The sequence below is a fragment of the Microcystis wesenbergii NRERC-220 genome, from assembly GCF_032027425.1.
Classification (GTDB): domain Bacteria; phylum Cyanobacteriota; class Cyanobacteriia; order Cyanobacteriales; family Microcystaceae; genus Microcystis; species Microcystis wesenbergii_A.
Map to the genome: position 1 here is coordinate 872,275 of NZ_JAVSJA010000001.1, position 14,804 is coordinate 887,078.

14 protein-coding genes are annotated in these 14,804 nt (G+C 45.4%); 3 read left to right on the top strand and 11 right to left on the bottom strand.

Annotation, left to right across the window (positions count from 1 at the left end; translation table 11 throughout):
- Positions 1 to 13: 13 nt before the first annotated feature.
- The 3 genes from RAM70_RS04365 to bchD all read right to left on the bottom strand — a co-directional run bounded on the left by RAM70_RS04365 (position 14) and on the right by bchD (position 3,782).
- Entirely contained in the window at positions 14 to 904 is an 891-nt protein-coding gene (locus RAM70_RS04365; RefSeq protein ID WP_312672440.1) for a hypothetical protein, read from the bottom strand.
- A 10-nt stretch (positions 905 to 914) separates the two neighbouring features.
- Entirely contained in the window at positions 915 to 1,418 is a 504-nt protein-coding gene (locus RAM70_RS04370) for a hypothetical protein (RefSeq protein ID WP_045361410.1), read from the bottom strand.
- Between the two features lie 366 nt (positions 1,419 to 1,784).
- Positions 1,785 to 3,782 carry a magnesium chelatase ATPase subunit D gene (gene bchD / locus RAM70_RS04375; RefSeq protein WP_312672443.1) on the bottom strand — a complete coding sequence of 666 codons (1,998 nt, stop codon included), beginning with the start codon at positions 3,780 to 3,782 and terminating at the stop codon, positions 1,785 to 1,787.
- Positions 3,783 to 4,111: 329 nt separating this feature from the next.
- Between bchD and RAM70_RS04380 the strand changes: the two genes are divergently transcribed.
- Positions 4,112 to 5,794, top strand: a complete 1,683-nt coding sequence (locus RAM70_RS04380; RefSeq protein ID WP_312672444.1) for a hypothetical protein — start codon at positions 4,112 to 4,114, stop codon at positions 5,792 to 5,794.
- Positions 5,795 to 6,150: 356 nt separating this feature from the next.
- On the opposite strand, the gene RAM70_RS04385 is transcribed toward RAM70_RS04380, so the two are convergent.
- A complete protein-coding gene (locus tag RAM70_RS04385; protein ID WP_045361421.1) occupies positions 6,151 to 7,434 on the bottom strand; it encodes a TldD/PmbA family protein in 1,284 nt (427 codons plus the stop codon).
- A gap of 310 nt (positions 7,435 to 7,744) precedes the next feature.
- Between RAM70_RS04385 and RAM70_RS04390 the strand changes: the two genes are divergently transcribed.
- The gene (locus tag RAM70_RS04390) at positions 7,745 to 8,365 is read left to right on the top strand and encodes a neutral zinc metallopeptidase (RefSeq protein WP_045361422.1); all 621 of its coding nucleotides are present in this window, start codon (positions 7,745 to 7,747) and stop codon (positions 8,363 to 8,365) included.
- A gap of 51 nt (positions 8,366 to 8,416) precedes the next feature.
- Here the strand turns inward: RAM70_RS04390 and RAM70_RS04395 are convergent, their stop codons facing one another.
- The 7 genes from RAM70_RS04395 to RAM70_RS04425 all read right to left on the bottom strand — a co-directional run bounded on the left by RAM70_RS04395 (position 8,417) and on the right by RAM70_RS04425 (position 13,754).
- Positions 8,417 to 8,587, bottom strand: a complete 171-nt coding sequence (locus RAM70_RS04395) for a CAB/ELIP/HLIP family chlorophyll-binding protein (protein ID WP_002742489.1) — start codon at positions 8,585 to 8,587, stop codon at positions 8,417 to 8,419.
- Positions 8,588 to 8,675: 88 nt separating this feature from the next.
- Positions 8,676 to 9,404, bottom strand: a complete 729-nt coding sequence (locus RAM70_RS04400; protein WP_312672447.1) for a Bax inhibitor-1/YccA family protein — start codon at positions 9,402 to 9,404, stop codon at positions 8,676 to 8,678.
- Positions 9,405 to 9,693: 289 nt separating this feature from the next.
- Complete coding sequence (gene chlG / locus RAM70_RS04405; RefSeq protein WP_045361424.1) at positions 9,694 to 10,674, bottom strand: chlorophyll synthase ChlG; 981 nt, start codon at positions 10,672 to 10,674, stop codon at positions 9,694 to 9,696.
- Between the two features lie 6 nt (positions 10,675 to 10,680).
- Positions 10,681 to 11,757: a Get3/ArsA fold putative tail anchor-mediating ATPase NosAFP gene (locus tag RAM70_RS04410; protein WP_312672449.1), complete on the bottom strand. Its 1,077-nt coding sequence runs from the start codon at positions 11,755 to 11,757 to the stop codon at positions 10,681 to 10,683.
- Positions 11,758 to 11,779: 22 nt separating this feature from the next.
- A complete protein-coding gene (gene petP, locus RAM70_RS04415) occupies positions 11,780 to 11,971 on the bottom strand; it encodes a cytochrome b6f subunit PetP (RefSeq protein WP_002742483.1) in 192 nt (63 codons plus the stop codon).
- Positions 11,972 to 12,257: 286 nt separating this feature from the next.
- Positions 12,258 to 12,590, bottom strand: coding sequence for a hypothetical protein (locus tag RAM70_RS04420; RefSeq protein ID WP_045361427.1), 333 nt, complete (start codon positions 12,588 to 12,590; stop codon positions 12,258 to 12,260).
- A gap of 267 nt (positions 12,591 to 12,857) precedes the next feature.
- A complete protein-coding gene (locus RAM70_RS04425; protein ID WP_045361429.1) occupies positions 12,858 to 13,754 on the bottom strand; it encodes an ABC transporter permease in 897 nt (298 codons plus the stop codon).
- Positions 13,755 to 14,088: 334 nt separating this feature from the next.
- Here RAM70_RS04425 and RAM70_RS04430 point away from each other — a divergent pair, with 334 nt between their 5' ends.
- Positions 14,089 to 14,751: a PEP-CTERM sorting domain-containing protein gene (locus RAM70_RS04430; RefSeq protein ID WP_190380022.1), complete on the top strand. Its 663-nt coding sequence runs from the start codon at positions 14,089 to 14,091 to the stop codon at positions 14,749 to 14,751.
- Positions 14,752 to 14,804: the final 53 nt, after the last annotated feature.

Here is a 14,804-nt window from a genome sequence, read left to right on the forward strand (position 1 = left end):
CCCTCAATGCCACTTAAATTTCCGCCACGGCTCTTTCGATTAAACGACGAGCGAGGGTTTGAATGCCGGTATGTTCGTAGTAATTGGTGGTCATATCGAGGAATGCCCCAACATATACCAATTTATCGGCAGAAAAGTCGATAAATCCCTGAATTTTGCTCAATAATCCCTGCTGGGTCAAACCGCGCTCGCTGACAAAACCACTCATCCAACCTTTAGTCGAGTCGAAACTTTGACCGATAAAGTCTAATTTTCTGGCAGTATTTCCCCCCGGAATCAATTCTTTAATACTGCCGAAAGTGGAGTTAGATTCTAATTCTTCTGGGTGGAGAATACTGAGGGTGGATTCCACTTTCCGGATAAAACTGCCTCCCAGGGGAATTAAACCATCCAAACAAACTAACGCCGCCATCCGCATCAGGGATTCGCCGCTATAATCTCCCAGAGAAGCGACGAAATCATCGATACTATCCCCCGGAATGCCATTAATTTGACAAAAAGCGACTAATTCTGTCACTAATTTCAGGGTTAGATCGATGGTTTGCGCTTTTTCGGGGGCAGGGGTTAATCTTTCGATTAAACCGCCCATGAGGGGAATTTTCCCCCCGACGGCATTAGCAAGAGAGGCGGCGGCTAGGGCATTATCGGCGCTGTCGATGGTTTGGTAGAGCCAGAGCGCCCGTTGATAGCCCTGGGATTTATCATTAAACAACCAAACGGCTCGATCGCCAATCTGTTGGATCATGCTTTCGTCGGTTTCGCCGGTGACTGTGATAATCGTATTTTTAAACCCGACTAGGTTATCCCACTGCCCCGGCACCACATAATCAAGGGTTTTGAGAACTTTGACGGTGAGATTATTAGTCGGTAATTCGTCCACCAGTTCAAAAATTGGCTTACTCACGGATGTCTCCTTACTTTAACTTTGCTAGACCATCTAAATCGAACTTAGCTAACCAAGCTTGGCGATCGCTGGCAGAAAAATCTGGCTCCCGCGATAAAACCTTGACTTGATAGCGATTATTGACTAAAACGGCGGTGGCGGTTGCACCCTGTTCGACGGCGGGAAAACCTTTAATTGTGGTTTTACTGTCTTGGAATTTATTGGCCGCGGCGGGATTATTGCTGATGTCAGATATGGCTAACATAGCCAGAACTTTGCCATCTTGCTTCAGTTTTGCCTCAGCAAAGCCTTTTTTCTCTTGGGTATAGACGCGCTCGTATCCTCCCCCAGAAGGCGGGAAAAACTGATTAAAACTGCCGCCAGAGGTGGATTCTTTCACCACTGCCGCCGCCCCGCGAGCGGTACTTTCTTTTTGCGCCTGGTCAAATTGTGAGGGAGCTTTAGCACAGGAAGTTACTAGCAAAAGTACCGCCAATACCCCTGCTATCAAGATTTTGCCAAATCGAAAGCTCATAGTTCTCTTAATTAAAACTTGCTCATGTTTGTTTGTAGTATATCCCTCGCTGATTCCTGATTATTGTTAAGTTTTTCTAGATTCTCTCACACCAGACCAGAAAACAAACAGAAAATCAGCAAAATTCGAGTCAATAGCCAATTTTTAGGCGTGTATCTCAAGATTACAGAAATATCCACTGCCGAGAAATTATCGGTAACTTTTCAATTAATACAAATGTATGAAAAACTGCGTGTAAGCATCTCGCATTTGGGGGTGCGATTTGTTTCTAGCCCAATAATAGTCTAAAACCCTGACAGGGTAGGGCTTAAAGCTAGGGTGGGGATGGTAGATTGACAAAAATGATCTGCACCCCCTAACCACTAGCTACAGTCCCGCAATTGCCCCTCGCGCCATAGATGCGATCGCTTGTTCCGTAGCCCGGGGTAGATGATAATATTTACCCCCGGCTTTTAGGGCTAATTCTTTGGCAAAACCAGTGGAGACGAATTTTTTCTCCGTATCGATAACCAGCAGTTTAATGCCTAAAGAGCGAATTTTAGCGGCAATATCGAGCAGTTCTGCCTTAATATCGGGTTTTTCCCCCTCCGGAATCGGTTCGCCTAAAGATTTCGCCAAAGGAATATTACTTCTACCGTCGGTAATCGCCACAATCACCACTTGACCGATATCCCCCGATAAACGGGCATTCATCCCCACATGAACCGCTTGGGTTAAACCGTGGGCCAAAGGGGAACCGCCACCACAGGGCAGGGTTTCTAGACGTTTTTTCGCTAGGGTAATCGATTTAGTTGGTGGCAATAGTACATCTGCTCGCTCCCCCCGGAAAGGAATCAGGGCAATCTGGTCGCGATTTTCGTAAGCTTCCGTTAACAGACGCATAACCGCACCCTTGGCCGACTGCATCCGATTCAGGGCCATGGAACCGGAGGCATCAACCACAAAGACAATTAAAGAACCGGCCTTGCGGGCCAGCCGTTTTGAGCGCAGATCCCCTTCTTCTATAATCACATGACGTTCGGGATTCCTTAAGCGACGGGCTTTTTGATAGGGGGCGGCCGCCCGGAGAGTGGCATCGACGGCGACTCTTTTCACCTTGCCCCGGGGTAACATCGGCTTAATATAACGTCCTCTATCTTCCGAGAAAATCAGGTTACGCGCCCCCGATTTCCCCTGACGCTGGGCCATCTGGGCGAAATACAGCACACTAGGATCCAGTAAAACCCCTTCCGGGTCGAAAACAAATTCTTCCGGGAGATTATCGGGCTGTTCTGGTTCTTTTTCTTCCTCTTTCTCCTCCTCTTTTTCTTCCTGTTCCTGCTGGTTTTCGTCTTGGGGCGGTTCCGGTGGTGGCGGTGGTGGCGGTGGCTGTTGTTCCTGTTCTGGAGGTGGCGGCGTAATCAGCGATCGAGGTACAATAACTAATTCGACGGCTCTTTTTAAGTCATCGGCACTGACTAAATCCCGACCTTCTAAAGCGGCGGCGGCCTTGGCTACTCTCACGGCAAAAATCTCGGCGCGATGACCTTCTACCCTACCGCGCACCGCTTCCTCCACTAGATAACTAATTTGTTCGGGTTTAATTTTTACCTCTTTTAACCATTCCCTCGCCAGAATAATTTCGGTTTTTAGATCATCAATTTCTTGGGCATATTGGGCGATAAAAGCGGTGGGAGAAACAGCATACTCGATCGCCTGATTGACGGCGGTGACTCGTTGATCTAAACTAAGGACACCATCGGCGGAAAGAGCAATGGCAATTCTATCTAATAAATGGGGTCGTAAATCCCCTTCTTCCGGGTTATAAGTAGCGATCAGGATTGGTTTGCAGGGATGTTGAAAACTGATGCCTTCCCGTTCGATTTGGTTACGTCCTTCGCTTAAAACTGTTAGTAATTGGTTAGCAATTTGGTCATCAAGTAGATTAATTTCATCGATGTAGAGAATTCCCCGATGGGCGCTGGCTAATAAACCGGGTTGAAAGACTGGTTCCCCCTGTTTCACCGATTCTTCCACATCGACGGAACCCAATAAACGATCCTCGGTGACTCCTAGGGGAATCTGCACGAAAGGGGCCCGGATAACTTCCGTGGCGACCTCTCCACTGCTATATTCTTCTTTAGTGCGCTCGTCCCATTCGTCGGCATTGTTGGGATCACAATTAAAGACATTACCTGCAATAATTTCGATCGGTGGCAGTAGGGAATGTATCGCTCGCGCCATGACTGATTTGGCGGTTCCCCGACGCCCGGCAATTACCACACCCCCCAGGGCGGGATCCACGGCGGCTAAGAGTAGGGCTAATTTAATCGCTTCTTGGCCGACAACGGCAGTTAGGGGAAAATTGAGGGTCAGAGTGGGCATAGATCTAGATTCAGGCGGCCAAATTCTAGTGTAAAACAGAAGCTCACTGGTCTGGCACTTTTCCCCTTTTGATTCCCGAACTCAGATTTTAAGTAGGTAGTCGTTAAAAATTATCAGACACCCCCCTTATCAAGGGGGGATTAAGGGGGGATCGGCACCCCCCTTATCAAGGGGGGCAGGGGGGATCGAACCTAAAATCCCTTTTTAATTTAATTATAACCAGCTACTTAGCCGCATCTCGATCGATTTCTTCAACCCCGAACCGATCGAGAAGTTGCCGGGTTAATCTAGGATTAGCTCCTGTTGACGGCTGTAGAGAGGACAAAAATATGATAGCGACAATAATCGATCGCCTTACGGAAACCAACCCGCAAATTATGCGAGAATGGCAAGGAAGATTAACCCCGAAAAATATCTCGATCGCCTCGATTATCTCCCTAGTTGGTCAATTATTAGTTTATTTATACTATCAAAATCTCTTGCCGGTAGCGGCGGGATTTAGTCGTTACTGTACCGCTAATCCCCCCAATAACAACGATTATTATCCCTATAGTGGGATTAAATACTGTATCCAAGACTTAAATGGTCAATGGATGATTATCTCCCAGTTATGGTGGTTAGATATCTTCACTTTTCTGAGTATTACCGGCATTTTCGCTCTTTTAGTGGTGGGAACCTATCAATTAATCGCCGATCTTTCCGGGGAAGAGCGCCGGGGTACACTTAATTTTATCCGTCTGAGTCCCCAACCCGCCAGAACAATTTTTATCGGCAAACTTTTCGGGGTTCCCATTCTCCTCTATCTCGTCTGTCTTCTCGCTTTACCCTTTCACTTGGGGGCGGGTTTATTAGCAGGTATTCCCTTGTCGTTAATTTTAGCCTTCTACGCGGTTCTGATCGCTAGTTGTGCCTTTTTCTATCATGCCGCCCTCAGTTTCGCTTTAGCCACGCCATGGTTAGGGGGATTTCAACCCTGGTTAGGCAGCGCTACAGTCTTAATCTTTGTGTTTTATAGCACTATGTTTACTTCATCGGGCTATGGTGGTTCCCGTACCCCCTTTGATTGGTTAATTCTCTTTAATCCTAGTTTTGTCCTCCCCTATCTAGTTAAATCTACCTTTCTCCCCCCCGATGCGGTAGGCTATCTAGGAATCTCACAAATCTTTGATCTGCGTTGGTACGGTCAATCTCTCTGGCAATCGGTTACAACGGGTATTAGTTTAATTTTTCTCAATTTTGCCCTCTGCACCTACGGGTTAACCAGAATTATCCAGCGTCGCTTCCATAATCCCCTCGCTACTCTTGTTAGTAAACCCCAAAGTTACTGGATGATGGGCTGTTTTAGCGCTATTAGCCTAGGTTTTGTCTTCCAAACTCTGGAACCGAGCTATATTTTCGATAATTTTGCGATTCTTAGCGTTTTTGTGGCAATTTTTGCCTTGTTAATCCTTTTTGCCCTCACTCCCCCCCGTCAAACTCTCCAAGATTGGGCGCGCTATCGTCATCTACAAGGAAAAAAGGGCATTAGTCTGGGGAAAGCTTTAATCTTTGGCGAAAAAAGCCCTTCTACCCTAGCCATGGCTGTTAACGTCGCTATTGCTATTTTATTTATCCTTCCCGCTATTTTTATCGCCCCTCTCCATCAATATAAACTAGCCGCTGCAGCCGGGTTTCTCTTGGCAATGAACATGATTTTAGTCTATGCCGCTATCGCCCAATTATTGATGTTAGCCCGCACAAATAAACGCGCTTTGCTGGCAGCCACTAGCATCGGCATTTTGATTATTTTCCCCTTTCTCTGTTTTGCTGTCTTGCGAGTTGATCCCAGTCAATCTCCGCTGTTATGGTTTTTTACTTTTCTTCCCATTGCCGCTACTAAATACGCTACACTTCCCTCTTTCGCTTTGGCAATTTTCAGTCAGTGGTTGGGTTTAACCCTCCTCGGATGGCAAATTAATCGGCAATTAAATCGCCTTGGTGCCTCGACAACTAAAGCGTTAATCCCGGGCTGAAAAATACCGACTCACAGGGGGGATTAAATAATATCTCTTTGGTTAATTTTCTCCCCTTGAGTGTCGGTTAATTTTTTTTCCCAAAAAAGCTTGACAAAACCCCACGACTTGACAGATAATTTCTTATATAATGGGAATCCGTGCCTGCCTGCGACCCCCCTTTTTTCAGGTCAAATAAAGCCCAAAAAAATTAACCCCAAAAAGTAGGCTGAGTTAATTTCAGTTCCCATCTGATTAGGAGCATCTTTCAATTTGACAACGCCTATTGTAGGGCTAATTCATGAATTAGCCCTACACATAGTAATTTCAGTTCCCATCTGATTAGGAGCATCTTTCAATTTGACAACGCCACATTTTTACCCCACCACCGATAAACTATCAACGATTAGCGAGGGAGTATAACAGGAGCCATTCCATTGATTATCGGCTCCCAAAGCGATTAAATTCTGCAAAGCTGTATAAACATTTCCCGTCACCATTGTATCTTTAACTCGTCCGGTGATTTTGCCCTTTTCTATGCGATAACCCAGATCGATATTGACAGAAAAATCGCCCGAAATATCCGCCCCATGACCTAAAATTTGGTCGATAACCAGGCCCTCATCTATTTGCGAGATTAAATCCTCTAAAGTTCCCTCTCCCGGTGCAACGATTAGATTAACCAAATCCGGCTGAGGATAAACCCCTAAACCGGGACGAAAACCGTTTCCCGTCGGAGTAGTTTTTAATAATCTGGCCGTGGTACGATCGCTATAGAATTCTTTAACTCTACCTCCCTCAATTAAAGATAAAAATTTGGTAGGAGTTCCCTCATCATCAAAGGGACAACTATAGGGTTCTCGATCCGGTTGTTGGGATAAAGTCAACTTTTCTGACATCACCAATTGACCGATTTTATCACTCCAGGGCGAAGACTTTTCTAGGATCTGTTTACCATTTAAAGCCATCGCCACCGTACCCCATAACAGGGTAACTGCATTAGCAGTCAATAAAATTGGTAATTTTCCCGTGGGACTATCCACATTATTGGCTGCCCATTGTAGTCGCTGCAATAACTGTTTAATTACCGTTTCGGGATGAGGTGTACTGCGAGTATATTCCCCATCATAAACCGCCAGAAAATCCTCCCCCCGCACCCATTCAATCCCCAGATAATAACTCAAAGCTGTATCGGTATATTGACAATATAAACCCTGAGAATTAACTAAACGGGTGATTTCCCGTTCACATTCCCATTCACCACTACAAATAACCTCAGGGTAAACTTGGCGAATTTGGCCAATCATTTGATTACCCATCTCGATTAAAGATTCTACCGCCACATCTTGCCCAATCGGGTCATAAATTGCCTGTCGTGGTGCCGAAAATTCGATTTCTTCCGGGTCATTGAGATAGGATAAATTTAACGCCGTTTCTACTAAAATTTCCGGTTCTACATCACCATAACCCACCGCTAACCCCGGACAACCCTCGCGCCATAATCTCAAGGCAGTTCCCACGGATTCGGAACTTTCTAACTGTTTAAGACGATTAGCCTCAAAAAAAACGGGATGGGAAAGGGAGGAAGATTGATAAACTTCGGCTGCCACCGCTCCCGATTTGAGAGCCAGTTCGATGAGTTGTTGCGGATCGATCGTCATGGTGATAGTTTTTGAGATAATAGCTATCTGATTATCTCAAGCCCCGGCACTTCGGCGCAAACGCCGCTAATAAGACTCCGGCGAGTTAAAAAATTTTTGCTTATTCATCGATATTTTTGAGCAAAGATGATCCAGTTGGCAAAAAAGTTATCATAGAATCGATCGAGAGCCAAAATAACTTCGATCAAAAGCTGCGTAAATTCTGTATTTTCTCTGGAAGTCTTAGATATAGCCTTTAGAATTTTGATCGTAGCGGTAGGCTAATTCAGATCAATTAAACTTCTTCCTCACTCCCGACTTTGTTAGTATCATGAACCCTAACTCTGGCCGTAAACGTTTATTATCCCTGATATCTGCTGTTTCTTGTAGTTCCCTGTTGATTTTATCCCCTCTAGCCCAGAGAGCGCAAGCAGACGATATTACGGATGCCTTAGAAGCGGTAATTGAATATACTGCTCAATTACATCAGATCAATTTTAAGTATTTGTTAAGCGATGGCCCGATAACCACTCCCTGCGGTGTAATTTCCCTAGCGGCTTTCTGCACCCTAGATAATACAGTCTACGTCAATCTCCAGCAAGTTACTCGCATTAGTGATAATCCCCTATTTCCCCTTTACGCCGTCGCTCACGAGGCCGCTCACGCTGTTCAGTGGAATCGGGGTATCGGTGGCATCGATGAAGGGGGAATGAGCATCGGCATTGAATTACAGGCCGATTGTCTTGCGGGAGATACCCTTTCCTGGTTATTTACCGAAGCGAGAGGTTTATCCAAACAGGATTATATACTAGCGGGAAAACTTCTAGCGGAAGCGGCCTCGGAAGTGGGCGATTTTGAAGCTCCTAATCGCTCCCACGGCACACCCCAACAGCGAGGTGATTCGGTCCTGCAAGGATTCTACGGGGAAAATCATCAAGCCTGTATGCGTTAGCTAACACTCAAGGCTGTATTTCCCCTAGAATGCCTAAAAAAGCTTAAAAAACTACTGTAACCCTAACCAAGATAACAGACCTTGGCCAGTGAGATACTCAATCAACAGGGTGATCACAAAACCAATCATAGCGGCCCTACCGTTGAGGCGCTCGGCATAGTCATTAAAGCCAAATTTGGGATCTTCTAATTTGGGGGTTTGAGTCGGTTGTGGTTCAGTCATAATCTTTACAGGCTGTTTACATTTCTTTACTATTCTAGCGGAGTTAGAAGTTAGGTTGTAACTAATTTCTAACTCCTCTCTATTTGCCCTAATCTCGACCGTTAAGAGCGATTAAAAGGCGCAGAATAAAGATAAATAGGTTGATATAGGTCAAATACATCGATAAAGCAGCGCTGAGATACTGCTCATCTCTGTAGGTACGGGGCAAGATGTAAAAGTCCACCACTGCCGAGCCGGCAAACAAGAAAACCCCGATGCCGGAAATAGCGATTTCTAACCAGGTGGGAGTAACGCCACCAAAGATAGAGAAAATTAGCTGACCAATGAGAACAATAAAAAGAGCGAGAATACCGATGCTCACGGTTTGAGTCAGGGCTAAACCATCTTTTTCTGACAGATTCGAGCCGATATTCCGTCCCAACACAAAAGCGATGCCGCAACCGAGGGCAGCAATTGCCACTCCTCGCAAACCGACACCGGAAGTACCTAAGGCCACATAGACGATTCCACTGAGAGTATAGCCAGAAAGAAGGCTATAGAGAGTCAGGAGGGGCAGAGCAGTGCTTTTATTGCCTCTTTCCGCAGTATTACGCGCGACAAAAAATAAAATAATCTCGGCAACCAGGGCGACAAAGAAAGTCGGGAAGAAAATCTGGGGATAGGATTGGAGCACACCTAAACCGCCATAGGTTCCCACCGCAGTCAAAATTAGACCGCCACCGAGATAGGGCAGGGCCTTGGGGATAACATTAGGGCCGATAAGTGCTTGGCTTTTAGCCTCGCGTAAAGCTTGACGAAAATTACTGGTATTACTCATGGTGACTAGGTTCGAGATACTTGTCTCAATCAATCTTGTTAAACAGAAACTATTCTTGATTAGTTCGTCAAGAATGGCGAATCGGAGGGAAGAAAAAAAAGTAACTTTCTCCCCAGCATCGATTCCCTCTTGATTGTAACGAAAAGACTAGGGATCGAGCTAAGTAGGTAGGTGTTAAAAATCCTCAGATACCCCCCCTTGACCGCTCAAGTCACCGTCAACAGAAGCCCGATTCAAGGCGATAATGTCCCGTCAACTGGATATTTCCTGTTTTTATTAATTACAATCCTCAGAGTATCCCCTGACCTAAAGCCAAACCTGTCACCAACATTCCTAACACTAGAAAAGGCTGGGCGCTGGCTTGATATTTGACATCATTTTTGAGCGGATCCCGCAGAAAATACATATCTTGGAAAGTGATCTGAGGGATAATTAGTAACAGTAAAATAGCGGCATAAAGATTCTGATGAATACTAATCAGATAACCCGCAATTCCCGCTTGAAAAACATCGATCATAATCACACAAATCCAAGCGGCAGTGGTAATTCCAAACATAACTGGCAAGGATTTTAAGCCTAATTTTTCGTCACCCTCCACACTTTTAAAGTCGTTAACTACAGCAATGCCTAAACCCGCCAGACTATAGATGAGAGTTAGGATCATAATTGTCCCATTTAACTGACCAAAAAGGGCGTGACCAGCCCACCAAGGTAATGCTATATAACTAGCACCGAGGGCATAATTTCCCAGCCAACCATTTTGTTTTAATTTTAAGGGTGGTGCTGAATAAATATAGGCGATAAAAGAACCAAATAGGGTTAAACAGAGCATGATCGGGAAATCATGACCGGCCCAGCGATCGAGAAGATAAGATATTCCTAATCCACCCACTAATAAAACCAAAATCTGGCCGACCACTTGCGGAATAGAAATTGCCCCCGAAGGAATCGGACGATAGGGTTCATTAATTGCATCGATTTCTCGATCATAAAAATCATTTAAAGTTTGGGTATAACCAGTCATCAACGGACCGGAAAGTAACATACAGGCGGCCGCTTTTAAGACATCTTCTAAAGACCAAGTATAATTCCCCGATGAAGCCGCCCCACAGACAACCCCCCAAATTAGAGGAATCCAAGTGATCGGCTTCATCAATTGTAAGCGGATTTTCCAGAGGGAAGTTTCTGCCGATGAGGCTCCTTTCATGCCCAATAATTGGCGAGTTTTTGCGCCTCGATTATCCTTGTTTTCTATCTCGGTGTTCGACATAATCCCTTAAAAAGAAATAATTAAGTAACCGTCTTGGAATTTCGCCCCTTTTACCGCTCGTCCGGTTAGCGGCGGTGGTACATCAATATTACGCCGTTGATCCCCAGCTTCGATGGTTAATTCTGGACCCGATTGCGTCAGTTTTACCTGTTTTTTCTCGAATCCGGGTAAATAAACCTTGACCTGAGCGGCTGCCGTATCGATTATTAACGGTTTGGGCGGCTGCACCGTGAGAAAATTGGGTAACTCGGCGATTAATTCCTGCCAATCTTCTCCTTGACGGTCGGGTAAAATCGCCGCCGGCAGCGGGGCAAAATCCTCCGTAGCACTCTGACAGCGATTAAAAATCACTCCCCCCACATTTAAACCGATTTGCTGCGCCCCACCCCAAAGATATTTGGACTCTGCGATCGCAATTGGATCATCATTGGTGACTAGATAGGCTAAAACTCGCCGAGGATTAGCTAAAGCCGAGCGTCCCTCGTCTAAAATGTTATTATCGGCCTTCTGCCCTAAACCGTCGGGATTAAAAGAGAAATTCAGCACGGCAGCGGCGATCGGTTGGAAAAAGGGAGAAAGGGTGCGACCGATCTCAGAATCGCTGAAAACCTGCCGAAAACGCCGTAAATACCAGCCACCCACCTCTGGAATCCCCAACATTCTCAGACTGTTGATATCTCCGCTGCCGTCGTAGATGATGACATCGTAATTTCCGCTTTTATCCTGTTCGCGCAGGAAATTTAAAGCTAGAGCTTGATCCATCCCGGGTAAAATGCCCAACTCTTGACCATAAACATTTTTCAAGGTGGGAGAACGCAAATACTGCTTTTCTAATTCCTTGACTTCTTCCCAACTTTTTTCTAGTAACTGGGTACTACTAAGCTGGATAACCGAGAGATTAGGGGCAATTTCCGTAATGGAGGAGCTAGGGGAGGCCTTGAGGAGTAATCCCCAAGCGGGGCTAGGATCCTGACCGATCAAGAGAACTTTTGACCCCAGACCAGCCATTTTTCTTGCCGAAGCGATCGCTATCGTACTGCGACCGCTGCCCCCCTTGCCCAAAAAGGTCAAAATTAAGGACATAATTAATTCCTAAGCATTGTATTTAGATGAGTTTGAGTTCATCCTCAAAAAACCAAGTAGCGGTCTTATCATCGAACTGGACAACAGCACCAACACCGCTGCCATCGGTCATCTTAAAATTTTTGATGACACCCACTTTACCCAATTTACCCGCTACATCCGAGTTAACGCGGTCTCTTAAGCGACAGACCTTGACTTTTTGCCCGATTTCCATTACTTCCACAGTTTTAATAAGACGATAATTCAATAAACCAATCCTAAGTTTAATATAAATTCGTGTCAGATAAACCCCCCAATGCTCTTCAGTTATCGGTCTTTCTCAGATCATCTGCACTTAGCGATCATATATACTAAGTAGTTGGACAAAATCAACTTCTTGGTTAGGATAGGCAAGAGGCAAAAGGCAATAGGTAAGCCCCCCCGATGTCGGGGGGGTTGGGGGGGTAAGAGGTAGTTAGATATGTGTAATCAATTGTGTCTAGCTACTCAAAAAAGGGGTTTTATTTGGTTTCTGGGGCAGGATTTTGGAGATTTTCTATTTGTTCTCTTTGCTTGCGTTTAAACTCCTCGGCCGCTTCGTTGATATTATTGAGGGTGTCTTCCTGAAATTCCGCTCCGTCCCGGCTACGGCGAAAATTACTATTATGAATCAAGTCTAGAGGATTAAAACCACCGAGACCATCCCTGCCATCGGAACTACGTTCATTTTTTTGATAATCCGGCTGACTGGGGTTCAAGCTTTGAGCTAACACTTGCGGATTAAAATCAGCCCCGACTAATAAAATAGTAGCTAGGAATAAAGACGATTTGAGCAACATTTTTTGAGTATTCATAATCTGACTAACTCCTCAGAAAATTAAGTGGGTAGGTGTTAAAAGTTGTCAGCCCCCCCCTTATCAAGGGGGGACTAAGGGGGGATCGGCATCCCCCTTATCAAGGGGGGCAGGGGGGATCAGAGGCAAAATCTATCTTCAATTTAATTATAACTACTTACTTATCTAGTTTTTGGTGGTGAGAAAGTTGTAGGCTTTTCAGTGAACAGTAAACTGATAACTGGTAACTGGTAACTGATAACTGATAACTGATAACTGATAACTGATTTAAGCAAAACGACGACGAAGTAAGGGCTGAATTGCTAAAAGGATTAGCAGATCAAAAGCTAAGAGCAGGCCTAAAACTGTCAAGAAATTGAGGTCAAGCCAAGGGGTTTGTAAGACTATGCTATCAAAAGACCAGTGCTGATTGAAATAAATATAACGGATCGGTTCGATCGCATAGGTAAGAGGGTTGAGACTAGCGATTACTTGTAACCAATCTGCCATAAAGTTTAAGGGAGCGAGGGCGGTACTGGCAAATAAAAGCGGTAAATTGGTGACGAAAATGACGGCGATTAATTCGATATGTCCGGGCAGAGCAAAGGTTAAACTGAGACTTAAGGCAGTCATCCCCAAAACTATTAGGAAAACAATCAAAGCGATCGCACCTAATCCCGTTAAACTGGGCAATCCTGCCCCTAAAAAGGCACTAGCGGCCACGATCGAGGCGGTTTGGATGAAACTGAGGGCGATAATATAGATGGTAGAAGCGGCCACGATCGAGTAACGAGTGGTTAAAGGTGCCACCAAGAGACGGTTAAGGAAGCCAAATTCTCGATCGAACATTACCGGCAAACCAGCATTGAGGGCCCCAGAAAAAGCGGTAAAGACAATCACCCCGGGGGCGAGAAATTTAGCATAACTGAGATCGTTGCCGAATAGACCCTGGGGAGCCTTATAAAACAATGCCCCAAATAAAATCAGCCACATAAATGGCTGAATTACCCCCGCGATTAGGGTTGAAGGACGACGTTGTAATTGGATGAACAGACGTTTAGTCATGGCCAGAGTTTCTTGCAGAAATTCCCCTAGCACATTTCCCCCATCGTCCACCGTTGCTGCTCTAGTGGGATTGGGGGCTAAACTAGCTTTTAAGGAAGAAGGTGTGATGGTTTGGCTCATGAAATATTTACCTCTAATGCAGTCTCAACGAGTAATTTGGATAGTCAACAGTTTATAAGTGATCAGATGGCTCTCTTGGGGTTCCGGTGATCAGCAAATCCTCTCGAAGAAAAGACTTACACCCTACCACTTCTCCAATATACAAGGGGCGCAAGCCCTGGTGGAGAGGAATGTAAATATTTATTAAATTGTAGCTTTTGATACAACGCGGAGGGGGTGAAGTGTGTGTGCTCTCCTTGAGCATTTGCTTGTCATTGTTTTGGGTTGCCCTATTGCTTAACCCGAATCGAAATGTCACGCACTCAAACCATTTACCATTAACCCTTTTTTTTTGATGAAATTACAACTCGGCATTCTATCCGGGGTTGCCCTGGCTACTCTGGCAACGGCTAGTGCGGCACAAGCTGCAAGCGTGACTGTCAATAATTTTTCCTTCGAGACACCATCAAACCCTAATTTTTCACCAGTTATTACCGGTTGGACTGTGAGTAGTGGCAACGCGGGGGTTCAGCCATTCAATGCGACTCAATTTCCAAGCGGAGTACCCGACGGTTCGCAGGCGGCTCTTATTGCTTTCAATGGTGGATCGATCCGTCAAGATGTAGCCGCCACTTATCAAGCCGGAACTCGATACACGCTCAATTTATTCGCGGGTATTCGTCTAGATGAACCGGGCAACTTGACCTTGCCGAACAGTACAATTTCGCTTCGCCGGAGTGATAATAATACGGTTTTGTCGAGTTTTACATTTAATCAGAGTTCCTTTTCGTCAAGAGGAGTATTCTTATCGTTCAACACTTCTTATCTGGCGGGGATTGCCGATCAGGGTGCGGGAATTCGCATCTCTATTGACCGTCCGAATAATGGGGGGACACAATTAGTTTTCGATAACGTTACACTTAATGCGACTCCTGTCCCCGAACCCACGAGTGTTCTTGGTTTTATCACCCTGGGCGGTTTAATGCTAGGGGGTGCTGTGGGCAAAGCGAGAAAATAATGCCCAAGGGAGAGGAGACGCGGGTTTCCTCTCTCTTTTTTGAGGGGTTTCAT